The organism is Planktothrix paucivesiculata PCC 9631 (assembly GCF_900009265.2).
GTDB classification, from domain to species: domain Bacteria; phylum Cyanobacteriota; class Cyanobacteriia; order Cyanobacteriales; family Microcoleaceae; genus Planktothrix; species Planktothrix paucivesiculata.
In genome coordinates this window covers 75,991-101,093 of the sequence record NZ_LR735002.1, presented here as the reverse complement: position 1 = coordinate 101,093, position 25,103 = coordinate 75,991, and the positions used below count along the sequence as shown (strand labels likewise).

The window sequence follows — 25,103 nt, the reverse complement described above, 5'->3', positions numbered from 1 at the left end:
AAATCAATTATACCTTAACTAACTTTGAAGTTATTTCGGGTAACTGTTTCAGCCAACAGAACGGAATATATAGCAACTAATGATTTAAGTCAATCGTCAACGGATGAGGTAAAAAATCAATGTCATGCTCGGTGGAAAATTGAGGAATTCCACCCTTGAAATCAAACAGTTAACTGGGATAGAATCTTGTCAATGTCGCCAAGCGAGGATTCAAAAAACCATATTGCTTGCGCTTTATTAGTTTGGACATTTCTCTCAACAATGGCGAGGAAAGTTTCTCAAACTGTTTATGAATTAAAAGGTAATTTATTGTCTAAATACCTCAGTCAAGAACTTAAATATCCGTCTTTGAAGCTAAAATTTATTGAGCTTTAAAACTCATGAATTGAGACTAATTTAATCCGGGTGTCTGGCGATTCTCTGAGCTAAAACGCCGAAAATTGCCCGATTTTCTCTGAGCTATATATAGCGTAATTGCGTAAGTCCTGTCAGTATTAAAATATTACAACCTGGGCGGGGATTGGTATATTTATTCTGATTTATTTGCCCCCAATTGCCTAGGGAACTGACTTTTTGAGCAAAGATTTTTCCAAATAGCCGCGTTTTCCGCTACAATCAAAGGGCTAAAATTCTACGGTTATTATGTCTTGGGGGAAACTCTTACAGCCTGATTTAGTCCTTGGGGATTGCGTTTTGCATTTGACACCGGAACTATTGCGCCGACATGGGATTAGGGGTATGGTGCTAGATGTGGATGAAACCTTAGTTCCGATTACAGAAAAGTCGGTTTCTGAAGATCTCAAAGGTTGGATCGATACCTTCAAACCCGATCTGAGTCTATGGTTGGTCAGTAACAATGTTAGTCAAACTCGCATTGGCAATATTGCCGAAACCTTGGATTTACCCTATATTAGCTCGGCGGCTAAACCCTCCCGGCGCAAACTCAAGCGGGCGGTGGAAGCCATGGATTTACCAGTTGAACAGGTGGCGATGGTGGGCGATCGCTTATTTACCGATGTATTAGCGGGAAACCGTTTAGGAATGTTTACGATTTTGGTGGAACCGATGGTTGATCCAGAAATCACACCCTCATTTAATTCTGTGCGTAATTTTGAGGTTTTGCTCTCCAAAATATTAGGAGCATCTTTACACTAATGGGCATGGAAAACCCGTATATGTACCGGCGAGCGAGGACGCTCGCATTGTTTTTTTCCATGAAGGACGCTAGAAACCGGGGTAGGCGATCGCCAAAGGATGATGGACAAAGGTTAATCCTAACCTGAGTTATTCTAATTTTTCTGCATATAAACTTTGAACTAAATTCTCTAATTTTTCTTCAGAACAACAGTCAATTAACATATCAAAAGCATCCAGCAGTTTAGCGGCATTTTCCCCTAAAATCGGGCTCATATCCCAGACATCCTGCACCCAGTCTCGGGGGAGTTCATCATCAAAAATCATCCGTTCTAAAAGTTGTCTGGCTTCGGTTTTACTCAGGGTCATAATTATTCAAAATTATTCAGATGGGCACTTTAAGTATCATATCAAATTATGATTATGAGTTGGGTTACAGAAGATACAACCCCACTTTTAGACTCAATTACTATAGCGTTCTTCCGCCCAAGGTTCTCCTCTTTTATGATAACCATTTAGTTCCCAAAATCCCAATTGCTCATGCTCCAAAAACTCTAACCCGTTAATCCATTTTCCACTTTTACAAGCATATAAATGGGGAACTACTAACCGCAGGGGGCCACCATGATCGGCGGGTAAAGGTTCATCAAAGAGTTGATAGGCAAAAAAGTTTTCTTCGCGTAAGAAATCCGCCATTAAAATATTAGTTGTATAACCGCCATAGCAATGTTCCATAATATGAATTGCTTGGGGATCAACTTCCACAAACTGCATGAAGTCTGTCACCTTGATTCCTGTCCACTGCACATCTAATTTTGACCAATGGGTAACGCAATGAAAATCCGCAGTAAAGTTAGTTTTAGGCATGGCCATGATCTCCGACCAATTAAAAGTTTTTGGCTGAACTAAACCCCAAACTTTTAACTCCCAATTCTCGATAGAAACCTGGGGCGTTTCCCCATAGGTTAAAACCGGAAATCCTTTGCTAAGATGTTGTTTGGGTGGAACGCGATCGCTCTGATCAGAAGTTGGCTTACTAAAAAATTCACCTAACATGATTAACTCCTAACGACCACTTTTATAATTTTACTATTAAACGCCTAATTTTAATTAGAATTAGATGTGGGGTTGCCAAAAATTGTAAAAGACATTTTTCCGGTTAAGCCACTTTTCCAAGCCAAATCATCCCGATCTCTAAAAAATATTTTTAGATCCCCATCCTGTAACTGAGTTTTAGGGTCAGTGGTCATCCATAACCAGTCATCTGTATGACCCTGGGTATTATTAACAATTGATAGCATATACCGTCCTGCTTCTAATTTAAACGGGATCACCGAACCCCCATAATTAAATACGGGATGGGAGAACCTTTCAATATTAGTTTTAGTTTGACGAACTTCCCTTAATTGTACCTGAAAATGAGGTTTAATTTCCGGTTTTCCCTCAACAATTTTAAAAATTCTCAGAGAGAATTGAGGCTTTGAAGGTTGACCGTCGGGGAAATATTGACCATTCCAATCAATTTGATCAATTTCAACGGTTTCTTGAATAATAAATTCATAGCCAATTTGTTGTTGTCCTGAAAAATATTGACCATCAAAATCACTCAGAAGTCCAAAGGAACCATTACCTTCACCGGATGCAAAAATCACCTCAGCTTGTACCGGATTTAAGGAATAATTAACCCAAATTAAACTACTCAAAAATCCCGTCAAGACCATCGCCGATGACTTGAAAAACCCCACCTTTTTTAATATCATAAAACTTGATAGTTGCCATTAAAAACTCAAATTAAGATACAATAGTAACTGTAAACGTTAACTTAATCTCCTCTATGATACCTGCTCCGATCCCAGACAACGAAAAACAACGATTAGAGGCCCTCTATGACTATCAGATTCTCGATACCGAGGCGGAACCTTCTTTTGATGAACTGACCCTGCTGGCGACCTATATTTGCAAAACACCCATTGCTTTAATTAGTTTACTCGATCGCGATCGCCAATGGTTTAAATCAATTATTGGCCCGATACCGCCTGAAATTAGTCGAGATAGTGCCTTTTGTTCTTACTGTATTTTACAACAGGATTTAATGATTGTTCCTGACACCTTAAAAGATGAACGATTTATTGATCATCCCATGGTTATATCCGAACCTAAAATCCGTTTTTACGCGGGTTTTCCCTTAATCAATGATCAAGGTTTTGCCCTTGGAACTCTATGCGTTATGGATGTTATGCCTCGGAATTTAGCGCAATCTCAAACCGAATCTTTAAAACTGATTAATTATCAAATTATCAGACAGTTAAATACTCGTCGTCATCTGTCTCGTGTTAGCCAAGCTATTGATTATTGTTTCAAATCATTGACAGTAAGCTAATTCTAATTAAGATTTTATTACCGCTTAATCTATGTATCCTAACGTTACGATTATTGAACATCCTTTGGTTCAACATAAACTCACCTTGATGCGACGAGAGCAAACCAGTACCGCTAAATTTCGTCAATTGTTGCGGGAAATTAGTATGTTATTAGCCTATGAAATTACCAGGGATTTACCCCTCCGCAAAGAGTTAATTAAAACCCCCCTATCTACGATGGAAGCACCCATTTTAGCCTCGGAGAAAAAAATGGTGATTGTGTCGATTATGCGGGCAGGTCAGGGGATTTTAGATGGGATTTTAGAATTGATTCCTTCGGCTAGAGTCGGACATATTGGTTTATATCGAGATCCGCGAACATTTATCCCCATTGAATATTATTTTAAACTTCCTGATGATATAGAAGAACGGGAAGTTTTAGTAGTTGATCCGATGATTGCCACGGGAAATACGGCCGTTGCTGCCATTCAAAGATTAAAACAAACTAATCCTTTTTCAGTCAAGTTTCTGTGTTTAATTGCCTCGCCCGAGGGGATTAAACATTTTCATTCCTATCACCCCGATGTTCCCCTGTATACGGCTGCTATTGATGATCATTTGGATGAACATGGGTATATTATTCCGGGGTTAGGGGATGCGGGCGATCGCCTATTTGGAACTAAATAATAGCGGTTGATTTTCCTCGGAACTCTCATCACAAATTAAAGGAATTTTAATGGTAAATTCCGTTCTTTTTCCGGGGAGAGAACTGCAAGTCAATTGACCGCCATGTTTATCCACCACAATGGCATAACTAATGGATAATCCCAAACCCGTCCCCGTCCCAATGGGTTTGGTGGTAAAAAAGGGATCAAATAATCGTTGCTGGATTTCTGGAGGGATTCCCGGGCCATTATCCGCAATCCGAATCATTACCATTTTTTCAGGAGTATTTTCATTAACTAAATCTATGATTTCTGTACTAATATAAATTTTAGGATCAGTAGGGATAGAGGATTGGTTTATGCTTTCTTGTAAAGCATCAATACCATTGCTAATAATATTCATAAAAACCTGATTTAATTGACTAGCATAACAGTTAACTAAGGGAAGATTTCCATAGGTTTTTACGACTTGAATAGATGGATAATTAGGCCTCTCTTTAAAACGATGTTGTAAAATTAGTAAGGTACTTTCAATTCCCTCATGAATATCGACGGGTTTCATTTCCGCTTCATCCAAACGCGAGAAGTTTCGTAAAGTCAAAACAATTTCACAAATTCGTTTTGCCCCTAGTTGCATTGAAGACAGTAATTTGCTGAGATCTTCAGTTAAAAAATCTAATTCGATTTCCTGAATATAATCTTCTATTGTGTTATTAGCTTGGGGATATTCCCGTTGATAGAGTAATAATAACTCTGACAGTTGATTAAAATATTCAGTCGCATAGGTTAAATTTCCTGAAATAAAATTAACCGGGTTATTAATTTCATGGGCAACCCCAGCTACTAATTGACCTAAACTCGACATTTTTTCCGTTTGAATTAACTGGGTTTGGGTGTGTTTTAACTCTTGTAAAGTTTGCTCAAGATCAATATTTTTAGCATTTAGCTCTTGAGTTCTTTCTTGAACTTTTTGCTCCATTAAGTTATAAAGTAAAGCATTTTCTAAGGAAATTGCAGCTTGAGAACATAATAATTTTAAAACCTCTAATCGTTCCGGGGTAAATGCTCCTACGGTCAAGTTATTTTCTAAGTAAAGAATTGCTATTAGTTTCCCTTGTTTAACAATTGGAGTACACAAAACCGACTTTAATTCATGAGAAGTAATATAAATATTATCAGCAAAGCGTTCATCAAGTTTGGCATCCATCAAAACCAGATTAGAAAGGGTTCTCTGCACATAATTAATTATATTAATAGGCAAATCATTATAGGAATTAATTAGAATTGATTCTCCGACAATTACCTGTTCTAAATCGACGGAAGCCGATGCTTCAATGGTTAATTCTCCTCGTTGATTTAATAATAATAAACCTCGCCTTGCCCCGGCATTTTCCATTAAAATTTTCATCAGTGAAGCCAAAAGTTGATCGAGAACAATTTCACTAGCAAGGGTATGGGATGCTTTTAATATTGTCGTTAAATCTAATACACTAGAAGAATTTTTACTGGAAGAACTATGAGTAGAATGGGTTGTTTCTGTGATGCGACTTGAGGAAGTTTTTACTAATAAAAACGAGTATTTTTCTTCAAGATTTTTAACTTTATATTTTGCCCCCCAGCGTTGATAAAGATAATGGGCTTCCACGATATGGACTTTAGCGTATTTCTCCTTACCTTGAGCCATCCAAAACTTCCCAGCTAGTTCCTGGGCTAAGGCTTCATTTTGGATAAATCCATTAATTCTCGCTAACTCAATAGCCTGTTCATAATAATCAATAGCCTGGACAATATTTCCTTCAATTCGAGCTTTTTCAGCTTCAATTAATAACACTTTATGTAAAAAGTTTTCCGGGCAATTATCCGCCCATTCCTGCATTTTAGATTGAAGTAGGGCGAGTTTTTCTTCATATTTCTGTTTCTGGGATAAAGACCCTTGGGGATACAGGGCGATTAAACACAGGGCCGTATAAAAATGATGTTCAACAATAATCAGCATCCCTAAACTATAAGGTAGATATTGTTCGGCTTCATCCAGAAATTTCAAAGCATCTTCCGGTTGTTCATATAGAAATAGCACTTGACTTTTAAAAATATAAAATTGAGCCACCCAAACCAAACTATTATGGGAAAAGCAATCTGCTAAATATTCAGCTTCTGTTAATTCGGAAAGATCAAAATTTAACGGAGATTCCGTAATTTCTACTAAATTTAACAACACCATTTTAAGCCCTAAAATAGCATCATTACCCCACTGATTTTTGTATTTTTTAAAAAAATCTAAGGTGGTTAATACTTTGGCTAATAATTGATTGAGTTCCAGACCTTGATAAAAACTATTAATCTGTTTAAACATCAAAATATAACCAGCAAAGGGAATATCACCGGATTCCATTCCCGCTAAATATCCTTCGTTATTAATTGCTTCTGTGCCTTGAAGGGGTTTAACCCAAGAATGTAAAAAGTTAGCAAGAATAAAACAAGCTTGGCATTTCTGACCTAAACTATGAAATTTCTCACTAATTTTTAAAGCCAGTAACCCAAATTCGTAGCCACCTTGATAATCTCCCCCATCAGAACCTAATAAAATTCCGTAGGTTGAATATCCTTTAGCTGATTCTGGCACATTCCCATATTGTAGATATAAATTGACGGATTTGAGTACAATCACTGCATAGAGATTCTGATCAGTAAAATAAGCAGCAGGATCAATATCTACTAATAATTTAGCTGCCATTTTCTCACGATCATTCGGAATATTAGGTTGATCAATCAGAGCCGAAATAGATCTTGAACCTAAATTTTTAATTGCTTTTTTCCGTTCTTTCTGAATGACAGTTAATAAATTTGAATCGGGGAAGTCAATTCCTAAAAGTTCTAGGGCTTTTCTTCCCTCTTGAATCGCTTTTTCTGGTTTACCCGTTAAACTATATTGAGTAATTAAAATTCGATGAATTTCTACCTTTTTTAAGTTGGTTTTTGCCTGTTCTAAGGTAATTTGAGCTAAGACTTGAGCCTCTTGAGAATCACCGACTATAAACTCAACTTCTGCTAATTCTTTATAAAGAGTAAAGGTTAAGTTATACTGCTGTGTCCACCGACTTTCCGGTAACAGTTTAATTCCTATCTGAAAATAGGCTTGTGCCGCTAAATAAGCCGTGGCTTCTTTCGCTTTCTGACCCGCTTTTAAATTGAGTTTAGCAAGATGGATTTTTTCTGGCTCATCGGTGATTAATTCCCAAGCCATATTTAGATGATCAATAAATTGAAATAGCTGATCATTTTTTTCGGTCTGTGTCATCCGACTTACCACTAACCGACCAATTTTGAGATGAATTGATTTTTTATCAGCTTGCTCAATCAGGGAATAGGCTGCTTGTTGTACACGGTCATGCAAAAATCTATAGTTAAAAATTAACAGAGGTGCTTTAATATCCTGAATATCAGTATTTTCTAACTCAGAGGTAGGAATAATTAACCCTAACTGAATGGCGGGGGATAAAATAGAGTAAATTTTGGGTATAGGTATTTCACAGATACCCGAGAGAGTTTTTAGATCAAAATGATTGCCAATACAAGCACAAAAACACAGAAATTCTTGAGTTTTTTTGGATAATTTTTTTAATTTTTTGAGCATTAACTCCACAACATTATCCGTAATATCTAAGGTTTTAATTTCTTCAATACTCCATTGCCAGCTTAATTGATTATTGTTGAATTGGATAATTTTTTCTTGATATAAATATTTTAAAAATTCGCTAATAAAAAAAGGATTTCCTAATGTTTTTTGTTCAATTAAAGCAGCCAACGGTTCAACGGTTTCTGAACTTTTCTTTAAGGTATCCCCTACAATTTGACTAATATATTCAAGGGTTAAAGGAACCAAATGAATAGTTTTTAGGATGGCTTCTGCTTTTTTTAAGTCATTAATCGTATTAATTAAAGGATGGGTTCCACTCACTTGATTGTCTCGATAAGCACCAATTAAAAATAAATATTGGGTTTCAGTATCGATCATCATTAATTTAACTAAATTTAAGGTGGCGGAGTCAGCCCATTGCAGATCATCTAAGAAAATCACCAGGGGATGGGACTGTTGACAAAAGACTCTAATAAATTTTTGAAAGATTAAATTAAAACGGTTTTGAGATTCGGTTCTTCCCAGTTCTTGAATTTCAGGTTGCGCGCCAATAATAAGTTCCAATTCTGGGATCACATCTGTGATTAATTTTCCATTAGCACCCAAAGCCAATAATAGTTTTTCTTTCCATTCATTCAGTTGGACTTCAGTTTCTGTTAACAGTTGTTGAATTAAGAATTGAAACGCATTTACAATCGCTGAATAGGGAACATTTCGTTCTAGTTGATCAAATTTTCCAGAAATAAAATAGGCTTTGCGATATGTTAAAGGTTTATAGATTTCCTGAACTAAGGAAGATTTTCCAATTCCTGAATAACCGGATACTAACATCATCTGAGTTTGACCCTCACTCACCTGTTCAAAGGCTGTTAATAAGGTCTCAATATAGTGTTCTCGGCCATAGAGTTTTTGCGGAATTTGAAATTGATCCGTAATGTCCTGTTCACCTAAAGAAATCTGAGTAATTTTTCCTTGAGTTTGCCATTGGCTGAGAAATTTTTCTAAATCCGCTTGAATTCCTAATGCACTTTGATAACGTTCTTCTACACTTTTTGCTAATAGTTTCATGACTAATTCAGAAATAGCAGGGGGAATTTCTGGATTAATTTCACAGGCAGGAATCGGTCTTTTTGCAATATGACAATGGACTAATTCCATCGCGTCCAAGGATGGGAATGGAACCTGTTGGGTTAATAATTCATATAATGTAATTCCCAGGGAATAAAAATCGGTTCGATAATCGAGGCAACGGTTCATTCTTCCCGTTTGTTCGGGGGATATATAGGCAAGGGTTCCCTCTAAAATATCAGGATTTTTTAAGATGGGATTTTCTTGCTTTAACCGGGTAGAAATGCCAAAATCAATAATTTTAATTTGTTCAGTTTCAGGATTAAAAACCAGATTAGAAGGATTAATATCTTTATGAATAATATTACATTGATGAATTTGCTTTAAACTCTCAATAATTTTAATTCCCAAATTCAAGACTTCTAGCCAATTTAGCTTCTGCTCCGTGATCAACTTTTTTAAAGATTTACCTCCAAAGTCCTCTAAAACTAAGACCAGATTATTTTGATATTTTTGTAAATCATAAACCTTAATTACCCCTTCTAAACTTAGATTGCTGAGGATTTCATATTCTTGTTGATAGCGCGTTTGTTCTTCTGCGGTGGGATAATCAACTCGCAAAACCTTATGAATAACACTTAATTGATCGGACTCGCGAGTACAGCGATAAACCAGGGATTTATTACTTTCATAAATTAAGGATAAATTTTGGTAGCCAGGAAGAGTTATCATAGTGAAACTTAAAAGTAGGTTAGGTAGCAATTGACCGAGTGGAGGGGTAATCCGATGATTGTGATAAATTATGCCTAAAGTAGTAGAGCTTGCTGTATTCTATTGAACATTTTAACAGCTTTTACAAAAAAAACCTCAGTCGAAAGTAAGATTTTTTAGGAAATAGCCAAGATGAAAACAGTTAAAATTTTACCTAACTATATTAATGGACAATGGCATTTATCCAAGACAATAGATACTTTAGATGTCATTAACCCAGCGACCTTAGAGGTATTAGCAAAAGTTCCTCTTTCTCCAGCGACTGAACTGAATCAGACGGCAGAAATTGCTCAACAATCGTTTGATTCCTGGCGACGGACTCCGGTTACAGAAAGGATTCGTTATCTATTTAAACTCAGAGAATTACTGGAACAAAATCAACAGGATTTAGCGGAAACTATTACCTTAGAATGCGGAAAAACCTGGGCTGAATCTCTAGGAGAATTACAACGGGCGATTGAAAATGTGGAAGTGGCTTGTGGTGTTCCTAGCTTAATTCAGGGTTATAATTCTGAAGATATTGCTAGGGGAATTGATGAAATGATGATTCGTCAACCCCTAGGAGTTGTGGCGATTATTTCCCCGTTCAATTTTCCGGGGATGATTCCGTTTTGGTTTTTTCCATACTCGATCGCCTGTGGTAATACTTGTATTATTAAACCCTCGGAAAAAGTTCCCTTAACGATGCAAAAGGTTTTTGCTTTAATTGATCAATTAGGATTACCCCCAGGGGTGATTAACTTAATCAATGGAGGCAAAGAAACCGTTGATGCTATTTTAGATCATCCTGATATTAAAGCGATTAGTTTTGTCGGTTCCACTGCCGTTGCTAAATATGTCTATAGTCGGGCTGCTGCTAATGGCAAAAGGGCACAATGTCAGGGCGGGGCAAAAAATCCGGCGATTATTTTACCCGATGCTGATTTAGAAATGACCACAAAAATTATTGCTGATAGTGCCTTTGGTTGTGCCGGACAACGGTGTTTAGCCACGTCGATTGCTATTACCATTGGTCAGGCTAAACAGAATTTTACCGATGCGATCGTCACTGCTGCGGAAACCCGAATTGTTGGCTATGGATTAGATAAAAATGTCCAAATGGGAACCGTGATTTCCGCCGAAAGTAAAACTCGAATTGAAGGATTAATTCAACAGGGAAAAGAGGAAGGAGGCACAATTTTAGTTGATGGTAGAAATCCTACAATTTCCGGCTATGAACGGGGTTATTTTGTCCGCCCGACTATTTTACAAGACATTAACCCCCGGGGAGAAATTGCCCGTACTGAAATTTTTGGCCCCGTATTAAGTTTAATTCATCTGAATACCCTAGAAGAAGCGATCGCATTGATTAATCAAAGTGAATATGGCAATATGGCCTGTCTATTTACCCGCAGTGGGGCGGCGGCGCGACAGTTTCGGTATCAAGCTCAAGCGGGAAATATTGGGATTAATATTGGTGTCGCCGCACCGATGGCGTTCTTTCCCTTTAGCGGTTGGAAAAATAGCTTTTTCGGCGATTTACACGGTCAAGGACAGCAGGCCGTTGAGTTTTTTACCCAAACTAAAGTCGTCGTCGAACGGTGGTTATCTGACTGGTCACGACAATTTTAACCCGAGCTTACAGATCATGAATTTAACAAAAAAAGCCTAAACAGATAGCCTTGGAACTATCAAGCTCTAGGTAATCTTGTCAATAATTAGGTCAAAAAATATACTTGATTTTGATTAAAACAATCCGTGAATACTGAGATCTAAGTTAATCAGAAAAAACTATTTGTCAAATTTGAACAACTATGTTATGTTGTGGCGCAAGGGTGCACAAAAATTCTACCTAGCTACTTAGGGATTCATAATTTTACAGCACCAGATTAATCAATTTGACTCAATCACTGTTTGCCCGATTCCTATATTCTCACAGGCATTACCTAAAGCCAGTATAAAGTTATGCTTAGTGTTTTGATAAAACCGATCAAAATACTTAAGTATCTTGTACCTTTTGGCTCTAAAATTTTGCCCAATTTGGTTTAAAAAATCAAAATTTCTTCAAAAATTTTTGTTTAGATTCTAATTAATTCATTGCAGAGCGGAATTTCCTGATCATCGGCGCATTGATTGGTGTCGCTTTTAAGTCCTTATGTCATTAACTTAAAATATGAAAACATCAACTACCGAAATAACGAAAACTCAATCCTTGACTGAAGGAGTAGCAAAACCCAGTTATCGCCCTTGGATTCCGATTATTTTAATCTTAATTTTATCCCTGGGGTTACGCTTATATCAGATTGGTACAGAAAGTCTTTGGGTGGATGAAAATTTCAGTATTCGAGATGCAGAACAACTTAGATTAGGAACTCGTCCCCTTTATTATTTATTACTGCGGTTTTGGATGATTTTCGGAACCAATGATACTTGGTTAAGATTATTATCTGTTCCCTTTAGTTTGGGCTGTGTTTTTCTAACTTATTTAGTCGGGTTAAAAGTTGCATCTCGTTCGGTTGCTTTAATAGCAGCCTTTATGATGGCAGTTTCTCCTTTATTTGTGGGTTATGCTCAAGAAATTCGGATGTATTCCTTGAGTACCTTTTTAACCCTATGGGGAACCTTAGCCCTAGTTAATATTTTAGAAGAAACCACGAAATATTCTTTTCGTCCTTGGATTCTCGCCAGAGGTTTAGCCCTGTTAACCACTCCATTAAATATATTGATTTTGTTCGTGGATTTAATCCTATTAGGATGGAAATTTCGAGAGCAAAGACATCAGTTTCGGAGATTAGGAAAAGGCTTAATATTAATTGGCTTATTTTGGTTACCTTTTGCCTATGTTCTCTGGAAAGCTACCCCCAAGTTTATGAGCAGTTGGGTCGCCAATAAACCCAAACCAGATATTTTATTAATTCCCTCCATTCTCACTGTATTTACTGCTTTCTGGCCCGTGAGTGATTTACCTAAAATGGGTGAATTAAACTTCAGTTTGGCAGCTTGGGGATGGAACGAAACGGTGATGTTATTTTATATGGGTTATACCCTTCTCACCGTATTTTTATTCACCATTGGATTATTTCAAGCCAAGAATCAAATCCAAAAAAATGTTAACCCCCCTAAATTAGTCTGGGTAGCACTTTGGGCCTTACTCCCTTCCTTGGTAATCATTATGATTTCCCATCTTGGAAGCCCGATTTGGCGCGATCGCTATTTAATGTTTGTGGCGCCTTATTATCTGATTTTACTTGCCGTTGGCTTTCGGGAAGTTTGGCATCACTATCGAGTCATTGCTTTAGGGATTATGGCTGTTTATTTTGTAGCCGTGAGTGGCGGACTAACTCACTATTACACCACAACCTATCATGATGATTGGAAAGGAATTGCTCAACTGATTGAAAAAAATGAAAAACCCGGGGATGTAATTGGATTGTATATTGTTGATTGGGAAACCCATTTAACTCTCCCTCGCTATTACAAAGGGTCTGCACCCTTCCACATCATGGGACGGGAAAAATTACCTCGTCCTCCAAAAGAAACCCCCGTTTTTGTATCTAAAGCATTAGACACTTTACCGCCCACAGATTCCCGGTATTGGTTAGTTTTTTATGAACCCTGGGGTGGGGGGATGGAAGTTGTTCAAAGTTTAATCAACAAACGATTTGAAGTGCTAGATATGCAAATGTTTCCTAACTCGGTTAATGATGATGAATATGTCTTTTTAGTTAAACCTCGTTCAACCAGCAAGGAGGCTATTAATTAACCCTTGACCTTGGGGGCGAGGTATCCTCGCCCCTACCTGTTTTAATGGTGGTGGTGATGACCATGATCATGATCGTGATCATGACTGTGGTGGTGATCGTCATGGCTATGAACACTCACCAAGGAAGGATTGACCGCCAAAGCCATTTCATTCAATAGCGCTTCAATTTGGGGATTTGCCCAGTCTGCGGCCATTTTTAGAAACTCGGGATGGTCGTTAACACACTCCATTTGCACATATTGAACATCAGAATATTTCCGACGTAAACCCTCAATAATATGCTCAACATCTAACAGGGTTTCATGGTTTTCGGTGGCAAATCCAATCGGCATAAAGACAATCGCTTTCGCCCCTAATTCAATTAAATTATTCGCTGCCAGTTTGGCGTTAGGTTGTGTCCATTCAATTAACGGGGTATCATGGTTTAACCAACCCACAGAAATTAACGGATAACGGTTAATTAAATTTTCCCGAACCTGCTCATAAAGGGCTTGACTTTCATCAATTCCCGAGGTAAACCCTTTGGCTTTGTGGGGACAACCATGATTCATTAAAACAATCCCAATTTGAGAGGGGAGACAGGATTGAATCAGGTCTTTTTGAATTTTGTCTTCTACTAACTTTCCTAGCAGTTGAATATAGGCAGGTTCATTATAAAAAGAGGGGATATACCGTTGACCTTTTACCCAATGTTCACCTTCATCTGCTAATTTTTCCAGGCCTAAATTCACCTGTTCCACGGCAATTCCACTGGTAAAAATAGAATCAACCACTAACAGAGGATAAATTAACAGTTTATCAAATCCTTCGGCTTGAATTTGAGTTAAAACCTGTTCAGGAAGGAAAGGAGCACAAAAGTTAAAGGCTTTGAACACTTTAATCTGGTTGCCCCATTTTTCTTGTAAATGTTCCTCAATTCCCGCCCGTTGTTTCTCAAAAATGGCATTATGGGGAGAAATAAAATTCCCATGTTGATGACTCCACTCATGCAGATCAAACATCGCTAAAAGTTTAGCCAAAGGTGGATAAATCCAAGTGGGAACGGGGGCAAATTTAGCCGTTAAAAGGTTTAAAGCCTGTTCGTTATAATTGGCAAAGTCTTCATAACTTTCGACTTCACCATACCCCATCAGCAAAACCGCAACTCGATTTTTACCCTCTGCATGGGTCGGTGCTGAATTAATTATTTCGAGTTTTTCAGGAGTGGCAACCACATTTTTGTCCTCACGTTTAAGTGCTACTATCGAGTCCTCCGATGAAACTGTCCCTCTCAGGGGGATATTCCATAAAACGACTCTCCCAGATAGTTTAACATCCCTTACAGGGGGATAGGGAAAGGGAGGCAGGGGGAGCAGGGGAGGCAGGGGAGGCAGGCAGGGCTGTTTCAAAGTCAGGTGAAAAAGAGTAAAGAAAGAGCGATCGCCACCTGATAAAATGGAGAGCGATCGCCATTTTTTTCTAAAATAAAGATGCTAACAAGTTTAATAGAAAATTTAAAAGAAGTCAAGGATTTCCGAAAAAGTCAGGGAAAAAGGTATAGTTTATGGGAAGTGCTATTAGTAGTAGTTTTAGGGGTGATGTCAGGGCATCAAGGATATCGAGAGATGGAATATTTTGTCAAAGCCAACGAAGTTATCCTGAAAAGAACATTCAATATCTATAGCCAAGGAATGCCATCTTATTCAACAAGAAGGAGAGTGATGAGAGGAGTAGACGAGAAGGATTTAAGCAAAATAGTAAAAGAATGGTCAAGAGAGAATTCTCCTAAATTAAAGGGAATAGAGGGATTAGCAATAGATGGAAAAAGTTTAAGAAGTACGGTAAAAGACCCAGGAAATCAGCAGCAAAACATGGTAATAATGGTATCTCTATTTAGTCAAGAAACCGGATTAGTATTAGCGACGGAAAAGTTCGAGAGTAAAACCGGGTCAGAACAAGCTGTAGCCCAATGTATAATAGGAGAATGTGGTCTAAAAGGAAAGTTAATAACTGCGGATGCGTTACATTGTAATGTCACCACAGCCCGAAAGATTATCGAGAGTGAAAACGATTATTTAATTGCGGTTAAGAAGAATCAAATCAAACTGTATAATCAAATTGAAAAAATCACAAAGACGACGAAAGCTGAAAGTATAGATACTCAAAAAGAGCGGGGTCATGGACGAGAAACAACTCGTCGGGTATCAGTGTTTAAAAAATCAATAAAATTTGAAAGCCCTTGGGAACATATTGAAAGTATAATTCAGGTAGAACGGTGGGGATATAGAGGAAAAAAGCCTTATAAAGAAACGGTTTATTATATAAGTAGTATCTGGGAAAAGGCAGATTTTTTTGCCCAAAAGATTAAAGGGCATTGGGGGATTGAGAATCAAGTTCATTGGGTAAAAGATGTGTTATTTAAAGAGGATAGTATGAAAATTCATCAAGTACAAGCGGCGACTAATTGGGCACTGCTCAACACCCTAGGATTGAATATTTTCAGAGGTTTAGGATTTTGGTCAATAACAGAGGGAAGAAGGTGGTTAGGAAATCATTGGGAGAAATTAGTGGCTATCTCTTAATCCGATAGTTAAAAATTAAAAAATAGAGCAATTAATTTAGGAAAAATAGATAAAAATCGGGAATGTAAGTCTTACTCCATAGGGAATAAGAATATTTATGTTGCTTAGATGATATCTCCTATAATTAATATTAATATAGCAATTATATGAAATATTAATTATTCGGAAAATAGCTATCATGTTTGAGAATTATGGCCCAAAAGTAGGCTATAATTTTCAAACATGAAACAGCCCTGGGAGGCAGGGGGGGCAGGGGAGGTAGGGAAGGTAGGGGAGTTAGGGGGAGTATTCACTTATTAGCAACTATCAAACAATGCTATTAGTTTGTCCTGGAATTCATGCACCGGAATTAACGGAATGTTTTTTAAATGGAGTTTTGGAAAATTGGGAAAATCAACAACAATTGGGAGAATTATTGATTTTTCCAACTCAAGATTATCCTGCTTATTCAAGTTTTGATATTTTTAATTTTATATATAAAAATAAGCCCAAATCTGCTATAATGATTATAGCTTTTAGTGCTGGAGTTGTGGGAGCAATAGGGGCGGCTTTAGCTTGGCAACAATTGGGGGGGAAAATTCAAGGATTGATTGCCATTGATGGTTGGGGCGTTCCTTTAGGGGGAAATTTCCCGATTTATCGCATCAGTCATGATTATTTTACTCACTGGAGTTCCGCTTTATTAGGAGGAGGAACAGAAAGTTTTTATGCCGATCCTGCGGTTGAACATTTAGAATTATGGCGATCGCCCCAAACCACAAAAGGATGGTGGATACACGAAACATCAACGGGATTAAAAACCTTAACTCCCAGCAGCGCAACAACATTTATTCAAAATGTATTTAATCGTTTAAAATAGAGAGAAAATTCAACATTTAGAAAGATGACTGTAGCCACAAACCTAAATAAAACCGTAATTTCTGTTAATGGAGTCGATCATTATTGTGAGTGGGTGACAACGGCCAACTCCGCACCCGGCTCAAAACCGGTAATGGTGTTTATTCATGGTTGGGGCGGTTCGGGACGCTATTGGGAAAGCACCGCCCAGGCATTATCCTCGGAATTTGATTGTTTAATTTATGATTTACGCGGGTTTGGACGGTCTAATGTGCCAGAAGTCACGGATAAACCCGCATCAGAACGTTATGAATTAATAGAATATGCTGAAGATTTAGTCACTTTATTAGACCAGTTAAATTTAGACAAAGTTTATATCAATGCTCACTCCATGGGCGGCTCCATTGCCATGTTATTTTTAAATCGATATCCCCAGCGAGTTGAACGAGCCATTTTAACCTGTAGTGGTATCTTTGAATATGACGAAAAAACCTTTAATACCTTTCACAAATTTAGTCGTTATGTTGTCATGTTTCGGCCTAAATGGTTAACCTTAATTCCTGGGATGGATAAAATGTTTATGGCTCGGTTTCTCCACCGTCCAATTCCTCGCCCCTTGAGTCAAGCGTTTTTAGAAGATTTTCTCTTAGCGGATTTTGATGCCGCCTATGGAACCGTATTAACCTCTGTTTCTAAAGAAGCCACGGAATGGCTCCCCGCAGAATTTCAAAAATTAACCGTTCCCACCCTATTAGTGGCCGGAGAATACGACCAAATTATTCCCGCAGAAATGGGACGACAAGCCGCCCGTTTAAACCCTAACGTTAAGTTAGCAATTCTCAAAGATACGGCTCACTTTCCGATGTTAGAAGATCCCGAAACCTACTTAGAAAACCTGCGAAAATTCCTAGACATTTAATTCTCAGGGCTGTCAAGTTTGCTAGTTTCGAGTTTGCGGTTGTTGCAAACGGATTAGAATACATTAAAATATAAAAAAACCCTGTTTTTGGTTAAAAACTTAGTTGAGCCGGAACTATGACATCCTATGCAACCTCCACTGCCAGAGCCGAAATGAGCGAACTCCGGCGATTAAAAGGCTTACTTCCTCCTGAGTTGCAGAGTTGGGTAATGGTGGAAAAAACCGTTGAAGTTAACCCACCCCTCGTCCGTTGCGAAGAAATTGGCAAGGATCAAGTTGAAATTCAAATTGACTTGGTTCGTTGGGAACAGTTGGCAATGGATCAGCGCAATTTGCTATTTTGGCATGAAGTCGCCCGCATTCAAAATGATACGATTCCTAGAGATGGCTGGGAAATGGCCGCCCTCGCCATTGGTTTAGGGGGAGCCGTCGGAGAACTTTGGGTACAAGACGGACTACTACTCTTATTAGCCCTAGCATTATGTGGGGTTTCCGGTTTTCGTCTCTATCAAAAAAATAACGGAGAACGCACATTACAGGAATCTTTAGACGCCGATGAGAAAGCAATTTCTCTAGCCACCCGTTTCGGTTATACCTTACCCAACGCCTATAAAAGCCTAGGAAGTGCCTTAAAAACCCTAGTGGATCAAACCCCTAAAAAACGCCAAAAATCCCGTTATGAAGCTCGCTTACAAGCTCTCAAACGTAGTGCAACTAAAGCCAAAGCTAGAGTCAAAGGGGGAAGTGATACCGCATCCTCGGGTTCAGAAAATGTATTTAATTAATTGATTAATACTAATCATTCTTTCTAGGGTGCGTTAAATAAATGTTGACGCACCCTATAATTTTGGTTTTAAAGTAATAGAAAATAGTGCATAGCCCATGGGCAATGAACAATAGATTTTAGAAAAAAGGAAATTTAGAACACTCTATAAATCAATCCCCATTACCCATTACCCATTACCCATTACCCATTCCCTGTTCCCTATTATGTCTATTATTATTGCTGAACAGTTAAGTAAAGTTTATCCCGTCGCCATCAAAGAACCTGGATTTAAAGGAACCATTCGCCATTTTTTCCAAAGAACCTATCAGAATATAGAAGCGGTGAAAGAAGTTTCTTTTAAAATTGAATCGGGGGAGGTTGTGGGATTTTTAGGAGCCAATGGAGCCGGAAAAACCACCACCTTAAAAATGTTAACAGGGTTAATTTATCCCTCTAGGGGATTTTTGGAAGTTGCCCATCACACTCCCTTTAAACGTCAGCCTAAGTTTTTACAAAAAATTACCCTGGTTATGGGGCAAAAACAACAGTTAATTTGGGATTTACCCGCCTTAGATTCTTTGAGAATTAACGCCGCTGTTTATGGAATTTCTGATAGTGAATATCGTCAACGGGTCGGGGAATTAAGCGAGATGTTATCCCTAGAAGGAAAGTTAAAACAACCCGTCAGAAAACTGTCTTTAGGCGAACGAATGAAAGCGGAATTAATGGCAGCTTTATTACATCGTCCTCAAGTGTTATTTTTAGATGAACCCACCTTGGGATTAGATGTGAATGCTCAAGTCAGTGTCAGGGAGTTTTTAGCCGAATATAATCGCCGTTATCAAGCTACAATTTTGTTAACCAGTCACTACATGGCTGATATTACGGCATTGTGTAAACGGGTGATTTTAATTCATCAAGGACAATTGATTTATGATGGCAGTTTAGATGGGTTATTAGAACAATTTTCTCCCTATAGAGAAGTTACAATTGAATTAGAACATTATTCTGCTGAAGTCTTAGAAAGTTGTCGTCAGAAATTATTAACCTATGCAGAAATTGAATCTATGGAGGGTCAAGTGGTGCGCTTATTAGTCAAGCGGGACACCTTAACGACGACGGTGGCTAAAATATTAGCGGAATTCAATATCTTGGATTTAACCGTCAGTGATCCTCCGATTGAAAATGTGATTGGCCGGGTTTTTCGGGCTGGGGTTGTTGATTAATCAAGGCTGCGAGCACCTTACACGATCATCCCCAAATCGGCAATAGATTACAAAATATTAAGCTGTATTGCAAAGCGTCACAACTGAGGGGGGAAAAATGGTTTCCGGGTGAGGGACTGTGATACCATCACTCATGAATAAAAAGACAAGATAGATTGGGAGAAGACCGTTGACACTACGGGTTGCTGTTGTTGGTTCTGGCCCTGCGGGTTCTTCCGCAGCCGAGACGCTAGTTAAAGCAGGGATTGAGACTTACCTGTTTGAACGCAAGCTGGATAACGCCAAACCCTGTGGTGGGGCGATCCCGCTTTGTATGGTGAGTGAGTTTGACTTACCGGCTCACGTCATTGATCGGCGGGTGAGAAAAATGAAAATGATCTCTCCCTCGAACCGTGAGGTCGATATTTTCATTGAAAAAGAAGACGAATATATTGGAATGTGCCGTCGGGAAATTCTCGATGGGTTTATGCGCGATCGCGCTGTCTCCTTAGGAGCAATTTTAATAAACGGTACTGTTCATCAATTAAAAATTCCTCAAACCAGTTCCGCACCCTATGTGCTGCACTATCACGATCACGGTACGGGAGAGGGTGGCGTTGGTACACCCAAAACCCTAGAAGTGGATGTGGTAATTGGGGCGGATGGGGCGAATTCCCGCATTGCCAAAGCCATTGATGCTGGGGATTATAATTATGCGATCGCCTTCCAAGAACGCATCCGCATTCCCGACGACAAAATGGCCTATTACGAAGATCGGGCGGAAATGTATGTGGGTAACGATGTTTCCCCGGACTTCTACGCTTGGGTATTCCCCAAATACGATCACGTAGCCGTCGGAACGGGGACAATGAAACCCAACCAAGCCATGATCAAACAACTGCAAGCGGGTATTCGTGCCCGGGCAGCCCACCGGATCGAAGGCGGTAAAATTATTAAGGTGGAAGCTCACCCCATCCCCGAACATCCCCGTCCCCGTCGGGTTGTGGGACGAGTGGCTTTGGTGGGAGATGCCGCCGGGACAGTTACTAAGTCTTCGGGAGAAGGGATTTACTTCGCCGCCAAGTCTGGCCGGATGTGCGCCGAAACTATTGTGGAACGCAGCAATAGCGGTCAACGCATCCCGACAGAAGCGGATCTGAAGGACTATATCAAACTCTGGGATAAGAAATATGGCATTACTTATCTGGTGTTAGATATTTTGCAACGGGTCTTCTATCGGACGGATGCCACCCGGGAAGCTTTTGTGGAGATGTGTTCGGATCGGGATGTGCAGAAGTTAACTTTTGATAGCTATTTGTACAAAACCGTGGTTCCGGCAAATCCTTTAATTCAGATGAAAATTACCGCCAAAACCCTGGCGAGTTTGTTACGAGGCAATGCCTTAGCCCCCTAATTAGTTATTAGTGGCTAGACGTGCGGTGAGCGCAGCGATGCCGTGGGCTATTGGCACGTCTGTAACAGCGTAGAGACGTGCCATGGCACGTCTCTACAATTATAAGGAGAAATTGAGTATGAGTCCAACAAACCCGTCTGAAAACCAATTAAATGCGGCGGAGATTTTGCAGTTAGTACAACAGGAAAAAACAGCAACTTTGAGTCATTTAGTTTCTAGTGTTGTTCATGAAATTAATAATCCCTTGGGGTGTATTGCTGGAAATATTACTTATATTAAAGATTACGTTAAAGATTTATTGAATTTAATTGAATTGTATCAAGAACATTATCCCAATCCGGGGGATGAAATTACCGATGAAATTGATTCTATGGATTTAGAATATTTAATTGAAGATGTGCCAAAATTATTAGCCGCTATGGAAAATGGGGCAGAAAGGTTACATCAAATTAGTAATTCTTTACGGACTTTTGGGAGGTTTGAAGGCGATCGCCAAGTTTTATTCAATATTCATGATGGCATTGATAGTGTGTTATTAATGTTGAAAAGTCGTTTCAAAGGAACTAAAATTAGGTCTCCGATTGAAATTGTTAAAATTTATGGGCATATTCCTGAAATTAATTGTTATCCAGGGCATTTTAATCAAGCTATATCTTATTTAATTAATAATGGAATTAATTCTTTAGATAAAAAAGCAGAAGCGCACCCGTCCGATCCTGAATTTAAACCGACAATCACAATTAAAACTGACTTAAATCAAGACTCTGTAATTCTATCCCTTCAAGACAACAGTTTAGGTCTATCTGAAGACGTTCAAAATACAATTTTTGAGGATTTATTAATTACAAAACCTGTATTACAAGGAAGCGAGATTGGTTTATCGGTGAGTCGTCAAATTATTGAAGACCGACATCAAGGGAAAATTAAATGTCAGTCATCATTAGGGATCGGAACGGAATTTATCATCGAACTGCCGATAGTATCCGATTCCTAGACTCAATCCTCCTCCATATCTATAGATACTGGATCTGAATGGAGCAAAACAGCCCTAAATATATAAGTAGAACTTATATTGGTCATCCAAAACCCTGATGTTAAAAGACTTTACAAACCGTAACAAAGCCGTTAATCTAGTAGACATAGATACCAAACGTACCTCGACAAATACATAGCAATCATAACCAACATGACAACCACGATTCAACAGCGCGAAAGCGCCTCTATCTGGGAACGGTTTTGTAACTGGGTGACATCCACCAACAACCGGATTTATATCGGTTGGTTCGGTGTTCTGATGATCCCTACCTTATTAACCGCCACCATCTGCTACATCGTCGCCTTCATCGCGGCTCCCCCCGTAGACATCGATGGAATCCGTGAACCCGTTGCTGGTTCACTGCTATACGGAAACAACATCATCTCTGGTGCCGTTGTTCCTTCCTCTAACGCCATCGGTTTACACTTCTACCCCATCTGGGAAGCAGCTTCCTTAGATGAGTGGCTGTACAACGGAGGCCCCTACCAGTTAGTGATTTTCCACTTCCTGATTGGGATTCTTTGCTACATGGGTCGGGAATGGGAATTGTCCTACCGCTTAGGTATGCGTCCTTGGATCTGCGTCGCCTACTCTGCACCCGTTGCAGCAGCAGCCGCCGTGTTCCTAATCTACCCCATCGGTCAAGGTTCATTCTCTGATGGTATGCCCCTAGGGATCTCTGGAACCTTCAACTTCATGTTAGTGTTCCAAGCTGAGCACAACATCTTGATGCACCCCTTCCATATGTTGGGAGTTGCTGGAGTCTTTGGTGGTAGCTTGTTCTCCGCCATGCACGGTTCTTTAGTTACCTCTTCCTTGGTGCGTGAAACCACCGAAACCGAGTCACAAAACTACGGTTACAAATTCGGTCAAGAAGAAGAAACCTACAACATCGTTGCAGCCCACGGTTACTTTGGTCGTTTAATCTTCCAATATGCCAGCTTCAACAACAGCCGTAGCTTACACTTCCTGTTAGGCGCATGGCCGGTAATCGGGATTTGGTTCACCGCTTTAGGTGTATCCACCATGGCATTCAACTTGAACGGTTTCAACTTCAACCAGTCAATCATCGACTCTACCGGTCGGGTGATTAATACCTGGGCTGATGTGTTAAACCGGGCTAACCTGGGTATGGAAGTTATGCACGAGCGCAACGCTCACAACTTCCCCTTAGACTTAGCTTCTGGTGAGTCCGCTCCTGTGGCTTTGGTTGCTCCTCAAATTAATGGTTAATTTTTAACCTCAATATTCCAAAATACGCTCTCCGAAAGGGGGGCGTTTTTTGTTGTTCAATATTTATGATTAAATGGTTATATCCCACATTCCGCAAATGGGGGCTAAATTTTCCACTAATTCTAAAAAATTGAAAATTCTTACAGTTCTTCGCTGAACTTCCGAGGCTTTACTATCAGATTTTATAGCTAATTTACCGCTATTTAACTAAACATAAATAATTGCTATTTTTTCATAGAAATAGAATCCTCTTTTTTTAACATATTTGTATTTTATAACCAAGTTCGTTCCAGCCAAGAGTTCTCATCTTGACTCATAACTTAGATTTGTTTACAACTATTTTCCCCTTTCTCTCAATCTTTATCCCCCGGAAATCATTAAATAGTATTCACAGCAAGATTTCCCTAAATGCTGCAATATTTCTTGACGCTCTTGGGTTAAGTTACTCACTTGTTTCTCTCCATTTATCCTGACTAAATGCACTGCTTGGAACATTTGAAATATCCACCGCATCGTCGGTTTATTCGTTAATTTTTTGACCTGATTTCTCACCCCTTCTTGGGCTGTTTCTAGTTGTTTTCTCAATTTTCTTTGGGCTAGGTTATACACTAACAAACACAATCCCATTATCATCGCTATTACTTCTACTCTCTCTGGTTTTTTCACGAATACACTCGCTGTGAAAAATAACGGATCTTTTAAAAATCTAAATCCTCTCTCGTTACTTTGCTGCGCTTTATATTCGGCTAATAGCTTTTCATTACTCACCTCTTTCTTGTCTAATATATTTGTCGCTAATATAAATCTTCCTGCTTTGATTTTTTCCGCTTCTATCACTAATTCTCTAGGTTCTATCTCCCCTGTAACTTGATAAACTATTGTCTTTTCTTTGTTGGCTTTTTCAGTTTTACTTTGGCTTTTCTTACTGGCTTTTTCTGTGCATTTTATTTCTTTTATTTGGTGATATTTCCACGATTCTGATAATATTTTTATCCCTATCTCTGCATCGGCTATGCAGGCATACTCTTCTCTTGTTTCGATAGCTTTCGCAGCGATGCTTTGGCGTTTTCTAACTGTTTTTCTACTTGCTCTGATATTTTTGGTTCTTCAGTATNCCTCTTTTTTTAACATATTTGTATTTTATAACCAAGTTCGTTCCAGCCAAGAGTTCTCATCTTGACTCATAACTTAGATTTGTTTACAACTATTTTCCCCTTTCTCTCAATCTTTATCCCCCGGAAATCATTAAATAGTATTCACAGCAAGATTTCCCTAAATGCTGCAATATTTCTTGACGCTCTTGGGTTAAGTTACTCACTTGTTTCTCCCCATTTATCCTGACTAAATGCACCGCTTGGAACATTTGAAATATCCACCGCATTGTCGGTTTATTCGTTAATTTCTTGACCTGATTTCTTACCCCTTCTTGGGCTGTTTCTAATTGTTTTCTCAATTTTCTTTGGGCTAGGTTATACACTAACAAACACAATCCCATTATCATCGCTATTACTTCCACTCTCTCTGGTTTTTTCACGAATACACTCGCTGTGAAAAATAACGGATCTTTTAAAAATCTAAATCCTCTCTCGTTACTTTGCTGCGCTTTATATTCGGCTAATAGCTTTTCATTACTCACCTCTTTCTTGTCTAATATATTTGTCGCTAATATAAATCTTCCTGCTTTGATTTTTTCCGCTTCTATCACTAATTCTCTAGGTTCTATCTCCCCTGTAACTTGATAAACTATTGTCTTTT

Annotated in this window: 19 protein-coding genes and 2 pseudogenes; 14 read left to right on the top strand and 7 right to left on the bottom strand. The window is 38.8% G+C overall.

Annotated features, from left to right (window positions below; translation table 11 throughout):
- Nucleotides 1-24: 24 nt before the first annotated feature.
- Together PL9631_RS26625 and PL9631_RS05590 are read left to right on the top strand one after the other, a co-directional pair.
- Nucleotides 25-375, top strand: a pseudogene (locus tag PL9631_RS26625) (IS701 family transposase); the annotation flags it as partial.
- 267 nt (nucleotides 376-642) lie between these two features.
- Nucleotides 643-1,155, top strand: a complete 513-nt coding sequence (locus tag PL9631_RS05590) for a YqeG family HAD IIIA-type phosphatase (protein WP_083617887.1) — start codon at nucleotides 643-645, stop codon at nucleotides 1,153-1,155.
- Nucleotides 1,156-1,284: 129 nt separating this feature from the next.
- On the opposite strand, the gene PL9631_RS05585 is transcribed toward PL9631_RS05590, so the two are convergent.
- The 3 genes from PL9631_RS05585 to PL9631_RS05575 form a co-directional block, all read right to left on the bottom strand.
- Nucleotides 1,285-1,503, bottom strand: a complete 219-nt coding sequence (locus PL9631_RS05585; protein ID WP_083617885.1) for a hypothetical protein — start codon at nucleotides 1,501-1,503, stop codon at nucleotides 1,285-1,287.
- A gap of 93 nt (nucleotides 1,504-1,596) precedes the next feature.
- On the bottom strand, nucleotides 1,597-2,190 hold the full coding sequence (locus tag PL9631_RS05580) for a sulfite oxidase-like oxidoreductase (RefSeq protein ID WP_083617883.1): 594 nt from the start codon (nucleotides 2,188-2,190) through the stop codon (nucleotides 1,597-1,599).
- A gap of 50 nt (nucleotides 2,191-2,240) precedes the next feature.
- Entirely contained in the window at nucleotides 2,241-2,894 is a 654-nt protein-coding gene (locus tag PL9631_RS05575) for a hypothetical protein (protein ID WP_083617881.1), read from the bottom strand.
- 74 nt (nucleotides 2,895-2,968) lie between these two features.
- Between PL9631_RS05575 and PL9631_RS05570 the strand changes: the two genes are divergently transcribed.
- Both PL9631_RS05570 and upp read left to right on the top strand, forming a co-directional pair.
- On the top strand, nucleotides 2,969-3,514 hold the full coding sequence (locus PL9631_RS05570) for a GAF domain-containing protein (protein WP_083617879.1): 546 nt from the start codon (nucleotides 2,969-2,971) through the stop codon (nucleotides 3,512-3,514).
- Between the two features lie 31 nt (nucleotides 3,515-3,545).
- The gene (gene upp, locus PL9631_RS05565; protein ID WP_083617877.1) at nucleotides 3,546-4,181 is read left to right on the top strand and encodes a uracil phosphoribosyltransferase; all 636 of its coding nucleotides are present in this window, start codon (nucleotides 3,546-3,548) and stop codon (nucleotides 4,179-4,181) included.
- Here the strand turns inward: upp and PL9631_RS05560 are convergent.
- Complete coding sequence (locus tag PL9631_RS05560; RefSeq protein WP_083617875.1) at nucleotides 4,164-9,596, bottom strand: trifunctional serine/threonine-protein kinase/ATP-binding protein/sensor histidine kinase; 5,433 nt, start codon at nucleotides 9,594-9,596, stop codon at nucleotides 4,164-4,166. The two genes, upp and PL9631_RS05560, sit on opposite strands and share 18 nt — an antisense overlap.
- Before the next feature lie 171 nt (nucleotides 9,597-9,767).
- Between PL9631_RS05560 and PL9631_RS05555 the strand changes: the two genes are divergently transcribed.
- On the top strand, nucleotides 9,768-11,246 hold the full coding sequence (locus PL9631_RS05555) for a CoA-acylating methylmalonate-semialdehyde dehydrogenase (protein WP_083617873.1): 1,479 nt from the start codon (nucleotides 9,768-9,770) through the stop codon (nucleotides 11,244-11,246).
- Between the two features lie 541 nt (nucleotides 11,247-11,787).
- Nucleotides 11,788-13,377, top strand: coding sequence for a glycosyltransferase family 39 protein (locus PL9631_RS05550; RefSeq protein WP_083617871.1), 1,590 nt, complete (start codon nucleotides 11,788-11,790; stop codon nucleotides 13,375-13,377).
- 41 nt (nucleotides 13,378-13,418) lie between these two features.
- On the opposite strand, the gene PL9631_RS05545 is transcribed toward PL9631_RS05550, so the two are convergent.
- On the bottom strand, nucleotides 13,419-14,591 hold the full coding sequence (locus PL9631_RS05545) for a ferrochelatase (protein WP_083617869.1): 1,173 nt from the start codon (nucleotides 14,589-14,591) through the stop codon (nucleotides 13,419-13,421).
- A gap of 255 nt (nucleotides 14,592-14,846) precedes the next feature.
- Between PL9631_RS05545 and PL9631_RS05540 the strand changes: the two genes are divergently transcribed.
- From PL9631_RS05540 to psbA, 8 genes are all read left to right on the top strand, one after another.
- Nucleotides 14,847-15,938: an ISAs1 family transposase gene (locus PL9631_RS05540; RefSeq protein WP_083617868.1), complete on the top strand. Its 1,092-nt coding sequence runs from the start codon at nucleotides 14,847-14,849 to the stop codon at nucleotides 15,936-15,938.
- A gap of 313 nt (nucleotides 15,939-16,251) precedes the next feature.
- Nucleotides 16,252-16,797: a hypothetical protein gene (locus PL9631_RS05535; protein WP_083617866.1), complete on the top strand. Its 546-nt coding sequence runs from the start codon at nucleotides 16,252-16,254 to the stop codon at nucleotides 16,795-16,797.
- Nucleotides 16,798-16,821: 24 nt separating this feature from the next.
- Nucleotides 16,822-17,694: an alpha/beta fold hydrolase gene (locus tag PL9631_RS05530; RefSeq protein WP_083617864.1), complete on the top strand. Its 873-nt coding sequence runs from the start codon at nucleotides 16,822-16,824 to the stop codon at nucleotides 17,692-17,694.
- A 116-nt stretch (nucleotides 17,695-17,810) separates the two neighbouring features.
- Nucleotides 17,811-18,479, top strand: a complete 669-nt coding sequence (locus PL9631_RS05525; RefSeq protein ID WP_083617863.1) for a DUF3318 domain-containing protein — start codon at nucleotides 17,811-17,813, stop codon at nucleotides 18,477-18,479.
- Nucleotides 18,480-18,684: 205 nt separating this feature from the next.
- On the top strand, nucleotides 18,685-19,686 hold the full coding sequence (locus PL9631_RS05520) for an ABC transporter ATP-binding protein (protein WP_083617861.1): 1,002 nt from the start codon (nucleotides 18,685-18,687) through the stop codon (nucleotides 19,684-19,686).
- Between the two features lie 169 nt (nucleotides 19,687-19,855).
- A complete protein-coding gene (chlP, locus tag PL9631_RS05515) occupies nucleotides 19,856-21,079 on the top strand; it encodes a geranylgeranyl reductase (RefSeq protein ID WP_083617859.1) in 1,224 nt (407 codons plus the stop codon).
- A gap of 118 nt (nucleotides 21,080-21,197) precedes the next feature.
- The gene (locus tag PL9631_RS05510; RefSeq protein WP_197046274.1) at nucleotides 21,198-22,073 is read left to right on the top strand and encodes a sensor histidine kinase; all 876 of its coding nucleotides are present in this window, start codon (nucleotides 21,198-21,200) and stop codon (nucleotides 22,071-22,073) included.
- A 192-nt stretch (nucleotides 22,074-22,265) separates the two neighbouring features.
- The gene (gene psbA / locus PL9631_RS05505; protein WP_083617855.1) at nucleotides 22,266-23,348 is read left to right on the top strand and encodes a photosystem II q(b) protein; all 1,083 of its coding nucleotides are present in this window, start codon (nucleotides 22,266-22,268) and stop codon (nucleotides 23,346-23,348) included.
- Nucleotides 23,349-23,708: 360 nt separating this feature from the next.
- Here psbA and PL9631_RS05500 read toward each other — a convergent pair.
- A pseudogene (locus tag PL9631_RS05500) lies at nucleotides 23,709-24,448 on the bottom strand (IS1634 family transposase); the annotation flags it as partial.
- Nucleotides 24,449-24,576: 128 nt separating this feature from the next.
- Nucleotides 24,577-25,103 (bottom strand): IS1634 family transposase (locus tag PL9631_RS05495; RefSeq protein ID WP_156090470.1); only part of this gene is annotated, 527 nt, incomplete at its 5' end.